Origin of the sequence: Alteromonas sp. a30 (assembly GCF_026788005.1) — a bacterium.
Taxonomy (GTDB): domain Bacteria; phylum Pseudomonadota; class Gammaproteobacteria; order Enterobacterales; family Alteromonadaceae; genus Paraneptunicella.
Genome location: NZ_JABEPE010000001.1, coordinates 68,745 through 81,540 on the forward strand (window position 1 = coordinate 68,745; position 12,796 = coordinate 81,540).

Below are 12,796 nucleotides of genomic sequence, written 5' to 3' on the forward strand. Positions count from 1 at the left end.
AAGTCTCAAAATCATGATAAATAACCACACTCCTCCACCTTGGTATAAACAATTTTGGCCATGGTTTTTAATCACTGTGCCAGTGGTCACGCTTATTGTAGGTGCCATACTCATAACGCTTGCTACACAAACGCAAGATTCCTTAGTCAAAGATGACTATTACAAAGAAGGAAAGCTCATCAATGCTGATTTAAGTCGCGATCAAAAAGCCAAAGATTTAAATATCAGCGCGGAGCTAAATGTGACGGATTCCGAGGTTGCATTGCACTTTCTATCTGGCGAGCCTGAAGAAGGAGCGGCGCTTACCCTTGAGTTTTTCCACTCTACACTTTCGGATAAAGATTTTTCATTACAACTAACAAAAGAAACTGATGGCTTTTATAAAGCCAATATCCCTGCCGCTTTAAAGGGTAAATGGCGAATTACTCTATGGCCTTATCACAAAGAATGGCGTATCCAGAAAACGCTCGCTTTCCCCTACTCTGGCCCAGTTAAGTTAACACCGTAATGCCAAAGAACACGACTTGCTTCCATTGTGCCGAACCCATTCCCGAGTCAGCCCATTTTCATTTATCCCTATTAGGCGCAGAACAATCATTTTGTTGTCCCGGTTGCAAAGCGGTAGCTCAAGCTGTCGTAGAAAATGGTTTAGAGGATTACTATCGTTATCGAAGTGAACCAGCAGAAAAAGCCCAAGGTGACGAAGCCTTATTGGAAAAATTACGGCTGTACGATAATCCCGTATTACGCGACGAACTCGTCGTAGATGAAGGCGAAAAAAGTACCATACAACTTACCGTCTCTGGCATAAAATGCGCAGCTTGTGCTTGGCTCATCGAAAAACAATGCTTACAGGTAGAAGGCGTTAACCGAATTGGTGTCGATGTGGCGGCAAACCGAGCAACGGTTGAATGGAATAATCAGCGCACTAAACTCAGCGATATACTTTCTAGTATTGCCACCATTGGCTATGACGCCTCGCCATTTCAGCCCGACAGCCATGAGCAGGTTTTCAAAAACGAATCGAAACGATTTCTTAAAAAATTAGGTTTATCCGGCTTGCTAACGATGCAAGTCATGATGTTGGCATTTGGCCTTTATTTCGGCGTATTTGGCGACATTGATACAGAAACTCGCAGTTATTTTCATTGGGTTAGTTTGTTGCTTACAACGCCTGTGGTGTTTTATTCAGGCTCTGAGTTTTTTTCTCGAGCACTAAGTGCGTTGGCATTAAAAGAAGTCAATATGGATGTTCCCATTAGCCTCGCGATCATGATTATTTTCGGCTCAAGCTGCTGGGCCACAATCCAAGATTCTGGAACGGTTTATTTTGAATCCGTGTGCATGTTCATCTTCTTATTACTCATAAGCCGCTTTTTGGAACATCAAAGTCGTAAAAAAGCCGCTACGATCGCCGCAAACACCAATAAACATATCCCTGTTACCGCGCATCTACTGCATGAAGGACAGGAAGTCGAAGCGCTTGCCCGCTCACTCAAACCCGGCGATAGAGTAAGAGTCAAACCGGGGGAAACCATTCCCGTGGATGCCAAAGTGGTTTCAGGCAGCAGTGATGTAGATGAATCCATGTTAACAGGTGAATTTCGCCATATTGCCAAAGACGTTGGTAGTAACGTGTTAGGTGGGACGATTAACCAAAGCAGCGTGATGGAATTACGCGTAGAAAAACGTCTTCAGAATTCAGTAGTGCAAGAAATTAGCCGTTTACAAGAACTTGCATTGAGTCAAAAACCACGTATCGCAGTGCTTGTTGATAATATCGCCAAATACTTTGTGTATGCCGTTTTAATTTTGGCGGTAATCACCTATCTATATTGGACGCTAGTGTCGCCAGAACACGCACTACTCTATGCTGTTGCAGTGCTCGTCGCGACTTGCCCTTGCGCCTTGGGATTAGCCACACCAACGGCATTAACCGCAGCAATGGCGAAACTAAAAGAATTTAACATCATCCTAAAATCAGCGGATTTTTTAGAGAACTTACCCAATATTGATACCGTGATATTCGATAAAACAGGCACGCTAACAGAAGGAAAGTTCAGCTTAACAGATATACAACTGCATGATTTTGCCGATAATGAACACGATGCAATGCGTGTTAAAGCCATTGCCGCTAGCCTAGAGGCCCACTCTGAGCACCCCATTGCCGCAGCGTTCCAAAATCCACCTAACACACTGTTAAATGTGGAGCAGGTTAAAGTTCACACCGGCGCTGGCGTTGAAGGTATGATAAAGGGCCGCCACTATGCGATTGGCTCTCCAAGTTTCATTGGTGTTAAAGAAGAAAACGGCTCTTTTAATGTACTCTTAAGCTGCGATAATAAGCACATTGCTAGCTTCACGGTTAAAGATACGATTGCTTCAGGAACTAAAGAGTTTGTTAACTCTGTTGCTCATCTAAACCCCACTATTTTAAGCGGCGATGCCGAAATTAACGTGGCTGATACAGCAAAGCAACTCGGTATTCAGCATTGGCGTTCACGTTGTTTACCAAAAGATAAACTGGCCTATATTGAGCAGTTACAGCAGCAAGGAAAGCGTGTGCTCATGATTGGTGATGGTATTAACGACGGACCAGTTCTAGCCCAAGCGGATGTTTCGATTGCGGTAAACAAAGCCACGGATTTAGCCAAAAATGCCGCGGATGTCATTATGATGCGTGACAATATTAGTACATTAAATGTACTTTTTCGTATTGCCAAACGCACTAAAGTAACGATTCGAAGCAATATTTTATGGGCATTAGGATACAATTCTTGCGCTTTACCACTTGCCATGACGGGTGTCCTGGCGCCTTGGATGGCGGTTATTGGTATGTCATTAAGCTCCATCATTGTGGTCTTTAATTCAACACGCTTGCTTTCGACAGAGAAAAAGCCAGCGAAAATTTCAGGGGTTTAACATTCATGAGCATTATCTATGTGCTAATCCCATTAGCCATCATCATCATTCTTATTGCTATTGGCGTGTTTTTCTGGGCGGTGAAAAGCGATCAATTTAACGACTTAGAAAGGCAAGGCTATAACATTCTTTTTGATGAAGAAAATATCCCACCTAAAGATGCCCAAGCACAGGTGAAAGATTCAACAACAAAGAACAAAAACGTTGAAGATAAACACCCTACAGTGAATAAGCCCTAAGAAAAGGTTATTTTCATCGTGACATCCGATTTTATATCTGCCTTTCTTATAGGCATCGCCGGCAGCGTTCACTGTATCGCTATGTGTGGAGGTGTGACTGCGGGCTTATCACTCGCGATCCCCAAAGGGAAACAGCAACTACCGTTTATTTTTGCATACAACCTGGGCCGGATTACTAGCTACAGCATAGCTGGTGGCCTCGCTGGGGCCTTAAGTAGCATTTTGTCACATCAACTCCAAGATGGAATTGCATGGCTCAATTTACTCAGTGGATTATTTTTACTACTAATGGCTGCTTACATCGGGAACTGGTGGCCTATTTTAAGCCAATTAGAACGAATTGGAGGCGTATTGTGGCGCAGAATTAGCCCTCTTTCAAAGCGTTTTATGCCTTTTAAACACCCTCTTTATGCGCTTCCTTATGGGCTGATTTGGGGTTGGCTTCCGTGTGGTTTAGTTTACTCTTCTCTCACTTGGAGTTTGGCCAGTGGCAACGCAACAAACGGGGCATTAAGCATGTTCTTTTTCGGGTTAGGCACACTGCCCTCTATGATATTAGCCGCCTATTCGGCAACACAAGTGACTCATCTATTAAAAAAGCCTCGAACAAAACAACTGATCGCCCTGATATTAGCGTTGTTTGGTATTCTAAATATTTCCCAATCTCTCGCAAATATTTTATAGTGAAGGCAGAGCTCTAGAAGGAATCCCGCATGACATCACAAACCAATTTTTCAATTCATTGTCAAAATTGCAGCTTCAGTCAATTATGCCTGCCTTTTAACCTGAACAGTCAGGAACTAAACAAATTAGACGACATAATTCAACGTAAGCGCCCAATTCAGAAAAATGAACGCCTTTTCACTGCTGGCGCTCCACTTAACGCATTGTATGCGGTTCGCTCTGGCTCATTTAAAACCTTTACCGTTTCTCAAGATGGTGAAGAACAAATCACGGCTTTCCATTTGCCCGGTGAAATCATTGGCTTCGATGGATTAATTCAACAATCTCATCAGAGCTTTGCCCAAGCACTGGAAACCTCAATGGTCTGTGAAATTCCATATCAAACACTTGATGAACTTTCTGGCGAATTTCCTAAATTACGTCAACAGATAATGCGGTTGATGAGTAACGAAATCCATCAAGATCAAGAAATGTTTATGTTGTTGAACAAACGCACCGCAGAGGAAAGACTCGCATACTTTATTAAGAGCTTATCGAACCGATTCCATGATAGAGGCTTTTCATCTAACGAATTCCGTTTGACCATGACTCGAGGTGAAATCGGTAACTATTTGGGTCTGACCGTAGAAACCATAAGCCGCTTGCTAACTCGCTTTCAAAAAGAAAGCCTGATATCGGTAAGCGGTAAGTTAATTCAAATTTTAGACCACGCAAAACTGGATGCTAGAATCGGCTCTAAGCGTCATGTCTGTTCAACGCCATTACAGTAACCTACGGTAATCTAAAAATATTTGATCTTGAACAAGCCTTTTCCTAAGAAAAAGCCTAAGCTAATGTTAGATGTTTGACTTAGCGTAGGAAAAGGTACACTTATGAGTGATTTCAAAAAGATCCTCGCGGTAATTGACCCCACCGTACAGAAACAAAAATCCCTTGATCGTGCAATCGAGCTTGCTCAAAAAACAAACGGCAATATTACGGCATTTTTGAGTATTTATGATTTTTCTTATGATCTCACAACGATGCTTTCGTTAGATGAAAGAGAAACCATGAAACAAGCTTTGCTTGATGACAAAGTGGAATGGGTTACTAACCTTATTGCAGCGAAAAAGGGCGATAATAATCTCGAGATAGACATCAAGGTCGTTTGGCATAATCGCCCTTATGAGAGCATCATTATTGAATCTATCCAAGGCAATTATGATCTTATTGTAAAAGGCACACATAAGCACGACACGCTTAAGTCAGTGATATTCACACCAACAGACTGGCACCTTATGCGTAAGGCGCCTACCTCAGTTTTATTAGTGAAAGAACACGATTGGCCCATTAACGGACAAGTGTTAGCCGCGGTAAATGTGGGTACAGAAGATGACGCACACCGTCAGCTTAACGATAAAGTCACAAAAGTCGCCCATGAAATGGCAAATGTACTCCAAGCTAATGTGCACTTAGTTAACTCTTACCCGGGCACCCCAGTCAATATTGCTATTGAAATTCCTGAATTCGACCCTCAAGGTTATAACGAATCAGTGAAAAATTATCACAATAAAAGCATGACGGAGCACGCACAGCAATTTCAAGTTGCCCTTGAAAACTGCCATGTAAAAGAAGGTCTGCCAGAAGATGTGATTCCAAACGTTGCAAAAGAAATCGACGCTGAACTTGTTATCATTGGCACCATTGGCCGCCATGGCATTTCTGCGGCACTCATTGGTAATACAGCAGAACATGTTATCGATATGCTTGACTGCGATATACTGGCGCTTAAGCCCGATGGGTTTGAATCCCCTGTTATTATCGATTAGATAAGCAAACAACAGAGAGTCATCCGTAGAGATTGTGTGCAACTTGCCTTATAGTGCTTGCTTCTTCACGGCATAGAGTTGCATTTACTCTCTACTGGTGACAAATTTTTTGTATCCTTCTTCATCGTAGTTTAAGCCTTCTTTTTAATCTTCGACGTTAGCCGTTTCTCATAAGAAACCTCTTCACTACGTTGAATTGAAACACTTTTCTCTGAATCCCTGTCGTGAAAACGCTTACTTACCAAAAATTTTCATTTCATTAACATATTGGGTTGATTCTTTTCTCGCAGCAGTGTAACTATCTACCAACTAAGTAATCCAAATCATTCACCTTTATTCATAATCTGGACACATAATGAATCACCGCAGTAAACACGCTAATTTTAAAATGAAACGGATCGCGTTAGCTTTAGCTGGCCTTACCTTAACCAATAGTGCAGTAGCGCAACAGGAAACAACCGAAGCCGAAGGAGGAATTGAGGTCATCAACGTTACCGCACAAAAGCGTAGCGAAAACCTACAAGAAGTCCCCATTGCTATTACCGCTTTTTCCGAGGACGCTATTCGTAAAATCGGAGCAAGTGACCTCAATGACTTAGGTCTGTACACACCGGGTTTTGAATCAAACAATGCCACAGCCACACAAACCGCTTGGACTGTACGCGGTATCACAACGAATGACTTTGGCATCGGTCTAGACCCAGCCGTCGCAGTCTATATTGATGGCGTTTATATTGGTCGCCGTGGCACATCTAACCTCAACTTCAATGACGTAGAGCGTGTTGAAGTTCTAAAAGGGCCTCAAGGCACTCTATTTGGACGGAACTCCGCAGCAGGTGCAGTGAATATCATCACCAAAGCGCCCGTTAATGATGTTGAAGGCAATGTTCGCGTAACGCTCGGAAATTACAAAAAGCGGAAGCTAGAAGGGTTGGTAAACCTGCCGATCAACGATAATTGGTCTTTTAGAGGCTCATACACCAACAATAACCGCGACGGTCATATCAAAACCTTTGGTCGAGAAGACATTGGAAACGAGCATGACTGGGGAGCAAGAGCAGCATTTTTCGCAGAATACGATAATTTTGAAGCGGTAATACGTGCAGATGTTTCAAGTCTGAATCAAGACTCTCGTCCCGCAGCAACACTCAACACAGGTTATGGCCCGGGCGATCCATTTGGCGTATATCACACCGATGGCGGTGATGACGTATACGAAGCGCGCGATGTAAAAGGTGTCTCTGCAGAACTTAATTGGCATTTTGGCGACATCACTTTTACCTCAATTACCGCTTATCGCGAATTCGAACGTTACAATGGTATGGAAGATGATGGCAGTGCCTTCGATCGTGCTCGGTTTGTGAGTGTACTTGATGAAGATCAGGACCAATTTAGCCAAGAATTTCGTCTAACGGGAAGTAGCGAAAAGGTAAAGTGGACCGTTGGTGCAACCTATTTCCAAGAAGACATCGCCCAAACAACCGATGCCAAGTTCAATACACAAAGTTTTGATGGCTTCGCGTTAACCTCAGCCGGTGTTGATCCATCGTTAATTCCCAATATTCAACAGGGATTAGGGATGGCCGGGCTGTATCAACAGTTCATTCCAAGCTCAACATTGGCAGGCATCGTTAACGATACAATATTCACCCCCGAGCAAGTGCTTGGTTTAATTGTTGCCGCCAATTACGGTAAACCTCACATTGAAACTACCGCTAACAGTAATGATATTGAAAGTTACGCAGCCTACGGTGACATGACCTACTCTGTTACCGACAAACTCGATTTAACCTTCGGCTTGCGTTATACGCGAGATGAAAAAACATTCGATATTTTCACACAGTATCAAAACGAAATTGAGATCCCATTCGCAGGCTACGATAACGTGCCAATCGGTATCGCCTTCTCAGTCCCTACCGATGTCACGCAAAACGCAACATGGAACAAGTTAACACCCCGCTTTGTTATTGATTATCAGTGGACGCGAGACTTCATGACCTACGCCAGCTATTCAGAAGGCTTTAAGGCCGGTGGATTCAACACTCTTGGTGAAGCGCCGCCAGTAGACGAAGAAACCGTGGAAAACATTGAAATTGGTATGAAATCATCTTGGCTTGAAAACCAATTACGCTTGAATGTGGCACTTTACAGCTACGATTACACCGACTTACAAAATCATGAATTAGACGGCCCTGTAGGCTCTGTTCCAACCTATAATTTGCGTAATGTTGATGCTGAAGGCCAAGGCGCAGAAGTTGAATTAAAATGGCAAGCGACTAGAGACTTATTAGTTTCTGTCAATTACGCGTACTTAGACACGGAATACACCAAGTGGGAGTTCTTCCCTTGGGAAATTGACGAAATGGCGCAAGGTTTGACCGTGGAAGACCGAGTTGGCGAGCCTATTTCTGGTATGCCCAAAACGCAATATAACGTTGCTTTCGACTATTTAATGGAAACAGGTTCCGGTGATATTAGCTGGCACTTTGACTATGCCTACAGCAGTGAGCGTCAACAAGATATTGATGGGCCAACATTGCCTATTTTACCTTATAACCCAGCAGACGTTACTGGCTTAACCGCAGATAATAAGATTGACTCTTATGGTATAGCCAACGCGCGAATCACCTACTTCCCAGCAGACGCCGATTACGAAATTTCTGTATACGCACGTAATTTGTTTGATGAGGAATATCTATTAGCCATCGGTGGTCAAGCAATGGCAGTGGGCTCACCGATTGCGAATCCAGGATTACCACGAATGTACGGTGTAGAAGTGAATTATCGATTCTAAGACCAGACCATTCAACGTAAAAAAACAGGAGCTTGTCTCCTGTTTTTTGTGTTCCTCTATCACTATTAAGCGCTATATCGCTCGCTTAATTGGAGTCGCCTTTGTCTTGCTTTGAAAGCTCTTTTTCAATCAATACAGTAGAACGAAATTTCAAGGTTTCGATAAAGCAAATTACGCCCAATACAAACCATAATCCTCCTTCCAACAACAACCTTGCCCCTTCCACAAAATTATCGGAAACATCAGCAATACCAACCATAAAAATGGCAAAGCCTGTTAAATAGAACAAAACACCAAGAATGAAGCTACCAAAACCCAAAAATCTATCCATCGGCGAGATGTTAACAGCCAAACGTCCATTAACAAGCCGCAGGCAACTACTGGCTCTGCGAAAATGGTCGAACTTTAACTCACCTTCAAATCGCTCATGAGCTCGGGTAATCGCGTCTCGTAATTGTGGTTCAGCTTTGAATCCCGTTGCTAAACGGTAATACTCTGACTCTAATTCTCGCTCAAGATGCCTTCGCGTTAACCCCTTAATACATTCACACTGCAACGCCTCTTTTAAATGACTCAGCTTAATTCGCCGCCTTTCATCCCAAAAGGTAACGATACTTTTTGCTTTAAACAGCACCAATAAAATACCCAATGTGAGCATAAGCCAAATATTCCCATCTTCGATGGCATTGATCAGAGCAAACAGTATATCGGGCATGGCTTGGTTCCTTTTTTATGCAGCTTTAACGGTAGACTTTATACCCTACATTTAGGCGTGTTGCGAGATTTAACCAAAGAAAGAAAAGTGAAATAGTTGATGTAATACAAAACGTTAGTCATAAAAAAAGAGCGCTTTCTTAAGCTTTCTCATTTTCTAAGTATCATTTTGATTTTTCTCATAAGTCAACGGGTTAACTCAACGATAAACGTCAGAAAATTGTACTTTCGCTTACGCGCTTTTCCGCTATGCAATCCCCAAAAAGAACGCCCAAGAAACTCTCTTTTGAATGCCCAACAACATCAAGTATAATGCGCGCCAATTTCCTTAAGAGACAACGGCTGTTAAGTTCATGTCGGTGATACAGAAAGTAAAATACAACGAAAACAAACTACAAAAACGCCTGCGTGGAAAAGTCGGTAAAGCTATCGCCGACTTTAATATGATCGAAGAAGGTGATGTAGTGATGGCGGCTATTAGCGGCGGTAAAGACTCTTTCGCCATGCTGGATATTTTGTTGAGCCTGCAAAAGTCTGCGCCGGTTTCGTTTGAAGTCATTGCCGTAAACCTTGACCAAAAACAGCCGGGCTTCCCTGAGCATATTCTGCCAGAATATTTTGAATCACTAGATATCCCCTACTACATCATCGATAAAGACACCTACTCTGTTGTTAAAGCAAAAGTTCCCGAAGGGAAAACCACTTGCGGCCTATGCTCTCGTTTACGTAGAGGCACGCTATATTCTTTTGCGGAGAAAATAGGTGCGAATAAAATCGCGCTTGGACATCACATGGATGACATCGTAGAAACGTTATTTTTAAACATGTTTCACGGCTCTAAGATGAAAGCAATGCCGCCTAAGCTGCGTTCAGATGATATGCGTAATGTGGTCATTCGCCCACTCGCTTATTGCCGAGAAAAAGACTTAATTCGCTTTGCCGAAGTGCGTGAATATCCCATTATTCCGTGCAATTTATGTGGCTCACAAGAAAACCTGCAACGCCAGAGCATTAAAGCGATGCTAACCCAATGGGACAAGCAATCGCCGGGACGCGTGGAAAACATCTTTAAATCGTTGCAAAACGTTAGTCCCAGTCAGCTTGCGGACACTAGCCTTTTCGACTTTCAGAATTTACCAATAGATAGAAGCACACCTAAAGCAGAATATGAGTTTACTGATGAGCAAGTCTCGTCAACCAATATTGATGACTCTCTCATCATTGATGTGACGCATGTTTAAACCACTTTGTAGTGTTATGGGCGATTAAGAATCGCCTAATTTTCAACCCATGCAGTAATATGTGAGATTGCCGCTAGAGGAAGCGCTTGTTGATTCTGGTTAATCCAGTCCGTATCCAACTTGATTAACTCCCCCTCTTGATTCATTCCCGCTAACCCTTCTTGCAGAAGTTGGCTGGCCTGATAATCAGGTTTCAGATAAAGCTTTAAACCTAGCGTTTCTGGCATCATAAAGCCAAATAGCCCGCCCCCCATCGATTCAAAAAACTGCTGAAACTGTGTATTCAACTTCGCTAGACGCTCTGCACTAATGTGTGTTTTCGCCAGCGGCGGCTCTTTCGGCTCAACAATATTCAACTTACTCTTTTCTTGTTCACTCAACTCCACACCGGGAATAGCGGAGGTTTGTAACGGCAGCTCTGCTAACCAACGGGGGTTCGCTTCTAGGAGCACAGAAAGCTGACACGCTTCAAAACCGGCGTTTTGAAATTGAACATTCACTTCAGCATCCGCTAATTTGAGCGCACGCTCTTTTGGTAAACTGAAGCGATTTAGGGCATCTAAGGCAACAGGAATATCGATTTTAGGCGTGTGAATCGTGACATTTTTCATCACACAGGGAACTTTGCTTTCTGTATTCACGAAACCAAAAGCAAACTGTAACCCGGGCGTATCCTCTATATCGATTTTGCGTAAATGACTGTAAAAGGTTTTGTATTCAAGATTGAGTAAATTGGATGCTGTTTCAGCTTGCACAAATGAAAATGGGAGCATTGTAGCTCCCAAGGTAAGAAGGCATTTTTTTAACACTACATGTATTTCCTATTAACGCGAATCATAGCGTGTAATTCTTCAATATACGCCTGACCTCGTTCAGAGTAACTCAGCAAGCCTTCAATTAAGGCACTAGCGGTAATTGTTTGTTGATTGTTTCGTAAAACACTACGGATAACACGCAATTCTTCATAGGCAGGATGACGATTCAAATTACGCAGATACTTGCGCACACCTTCGGATAGACTGCCAAAGCGGGCAACCTCATGAGCGCTATCTTCATCTCGTCGGCGAGGCACAAAACCACAGCCTTTTCTAAAGCACCACAATCCGAAAAAGTTATATCCTTGCCGGGCAAACCGTGAGGTTCCCCACGCCGATTCATTCGCGGCTTGCACCAATACTAGCTCTACCGGAATAATGTCGACCTTACGCAATAGCTCGTCGAAAACGGCATCATTCAAGGTTGCACATTTTACGTTATAGTTATCACATACCTGCTTTAATTTGTTTAGCTCCGACGCGCTCACAGGCGCCCCACTACTAACCCGTTCTTGCAATAAAATAATTTTGCTTCTTAAGATCAAAATCCACTGATTTTGACGCTCTACTTCTGGCTTTAAATAATTGAAAAACGCTTTTTTCTTGTCCGTCACACGCTCATACTGACTAAAATCAGGCACGGGCGAGGAAGGAGAAAAGCGCACTTCATTTGGAATGAACTTTACTTTGGGTGGAATAACAAATGGGTAGAAAAAAGCAACTATCGCGATAAACGTAATTGCACCAACCCATAATCTTGTCCTGATAGATTTATGCATGGAATATATTATCTGACTTTAACTTTTCATTATTGTTTGGCAGCACTTTAACTTGAACGCCAAAAATATCTCGGTACAACACACCTTTGACATTGTAATAAAATGGTAGCGTCCAAATTAACGCAATACCAAAAGTCATAGCACAAATTACGCCTAAAAGCGCAAAAAAACCAAAGACTTTCATGAATTCTAACAAACGCCTATTCACAACGCTAATCGAGGTGACAAGTGCCCGAACCGGCGTAAAGCCTTTATCAAGAATCAAAGGAATCGTAAAAGAGCTTGCCATCAGTAAATAGATGCCGGGTAAAATCAGAAAAGCAAAACCGATTTGCACAACAAATCCAACCAAAAGAGAAGCCACGCTTAAAATCAATGTTTTAGGAACGAAATGAAAAATAAAAGATGGCCTTGAAATAGCGCGAATACTGTTACTTATGCCTGTCATTTCGAGTGCGGCAAAAAATGGCGCCAACAATACTGTTAAAGATGCTTCCATCAAGAATTGATTTAAAAATGCCGTTTCACCCTCTGGGTTCTTACCAAACTCTGTAAATTGATATAAAAATAAGGAGAATCCCGCTGTTATCCAAAAAATAAGCAAAACACCGAGCAACAGAACTGACTTGCCATTCTTAGTAATTTCCCAACCTTCTTTTAAAACCGACTCCGCAGAAAATGTAAACTCACCTTTCAAGGCTGACTCCAAACTTCCACCAATCGTATATCTATTATCTTCCACGTCTATTTAAACCTTTTGGGACAATCTGGCGACTATTATCCTGAAATACGAAAATAAT

12 protein-coding genes are annotated in these 12,796 nt (G+C 42.6%); 8 read left to right on the top strand and 4 right to left on the bottom strand.

Annotated elements, in window-relative coordinates:
• The first annotated feature begins 13 nt into the window (after window positions 1-13).
• The 7 genes from HJG39_RS00335 (at window position 14) to HJG39_RS00365 (ending at window position 8,447) form a co-directional block, all read left to right on the top strand.
• Window positions 14-508: a FixH family protein gene (locus HJG39_RS00335; protein ID WP_268405430.1), complete on the top strand. Its 495-nt coding sequence runs from the start codon at window positions 14-16 to the stop codon at window positions 506-508.
• Entirely contained in the window at window positions 508-2,922 is a 2,415-nt protein-coding gene (locus HJG39_RS00340; protein WP_268405432.1) for a heavy metal translocating P-type ATPase, read from the top strand. The genes HJG39_RS00335 and HJG39_RS00340 overlap by 1 nt, the downstream gene beginning before the upstream one ends.
• A 5-nt stretch (window positions 2,923-2,927) precedes the next feature.
• Window positions 2,928-3,161, top strand: a complete 234-nt coding sequence (gene ccoS / locus HJG39_RS00345) for a cbb3-type cytochrome oxidase assembly protein CcoS (RefSeq protein WP_268405434.1) — start codon at window positions 2,928-2,930, stop codon at window positions 3,159-3,161.
• Window positions 3,162-3,176: 15 nt separating this feature from the next.
• Window positions 3,177-3,845: a sulfite exporter TauE/SafE family protein gene (locus tag HJG39_RS00350; protein ID WP_268406243.1), complete on the top strand. Its 669-nt coding sequence runs from the start codon at window positions 3,177-3,179 to the stop codon at window positions 3,843-3,845.
• Window positions 3,846-3,874: 29 nt separating this feature from the next.
• A complete protein-coding gene (gene fnr / locus HJG39_RS00355; RefSeq protein ID WP_268405436.1) occupies window positions 3,875-4,615 on the top strand; it encodes a fumarate/nitrate reduction transcriptional regulator Fnr in 741 nt (246 codons plus the stop codon).
• A 102-nt stretch (window positions 4,616-4,717) separates the two neighbouring features.
• Window positions 4,718-5,653 carry a universal stress protein UspE gene (gene uspE, locus HJG39_RS00360; protein WP_268405438.1) on the top strand — a complete coding sequence of 312 codons (936 nt, stop codon included), beginning with the start codon at window positions 4,718-4,720 and terminating at the stop codon, window positions 5,651-5,653.
• Window positions 5,654-6,008: 355 nt separating this feature from the next.
• Window positions 6,009-8,447 carry a TonB-dependent receptor gene (locus HJG39_RS00365; RefSeq protein ID WP_268405440.1) on the top strand — a complete coding sequence of 813 codons (2,439 nt, stop codon included), beginning with the start codon at window positions 6,009-6,011 and terminating at the stop codon, window positions 8,445-8,447.
• Window positions 8,448-8,532: 85 nt separating this feature from the next.
• Here HJG39_RS00365 and HJG39_RS00370 read toward each other — a convergent pair whose 3' ends face one another.
• Window positions 8,533-9,162 (bottom strand): hypothetical protein, encoded by a 630-nt coding sequence (locus tag HJG39_RS00370; protein ID WP_268405442.1) that lies wholly within the window; start codon window positions 9,160-9,162, stop codon window positions 8,533-8,535.
• 352 nt (window positions 9,163-9,514) lie between these two features.
• Between HJG39_RS00370 and ttcA the strand changes: the two genes are divergently transcribed.
• Window positions 9,515-10,402, top strand: a complete 888-nt coding sequence (gene ttcA / locus HJG39_RS00375) for a tRNA 2-thiocytidine(32) synthetase TtcA (protein WP_268405444.1) — start codon at window positions 9,515-9,517, stop codon at window positions 10,400-10,402.
• 35 nt (window positions 10,403-10,437) lie between these two features.
• On the opposite strand, the gene HJG39_RS00380 is transcribed toward ttcA, so the two are convergent.
• Genes HJG39_RS00380 through HJG39_RS00390 form a run of 3 tightly spaced genes read right to left on the bottom strand, consistent with a single transcriptional unit; the run spans window position 10,438 to window position 12,738 of the window.
• Complete coding sequence (locus HJG39_RS00380) at window positions 10,438-11,175, bottom strand: DUF2987 domain-containing protein (protein ID WP_268405446.1); 738 nt, start codon at window positions 11,173-11,175, stop codon at window positions 10,438-10,440.
• A 35-nt stretch (window positions 11,176-11,210) separates the two neighbouring features.
• Window positions 11,211-11,996: a glucosaminidase domain-containing protein gene (locus HJG39_RS00385; RefSeq protein ID WP_268405448.1), complete on the bottom strand. Its 786-nt coding sequence runs from the start codon at window positions 11,994-11,996 to the stop codon at window positions 11,211-11,213.
• A complete protein-coding gene (locus tag HJG39_RS00390; protein ID WP_268405450.1) occupies window positions 11,989-12,738 on the bottom strand; it encodes a hypothetical protein in 750 nt (249 codons plus the stop codon). Before HJG39_RS00390 ends, HJG39_RS00385 begins: the two co-directional genes overlap by 8 nt.
• Window positions 12,739-12,796: the final 58 nt, after the last annotated feature.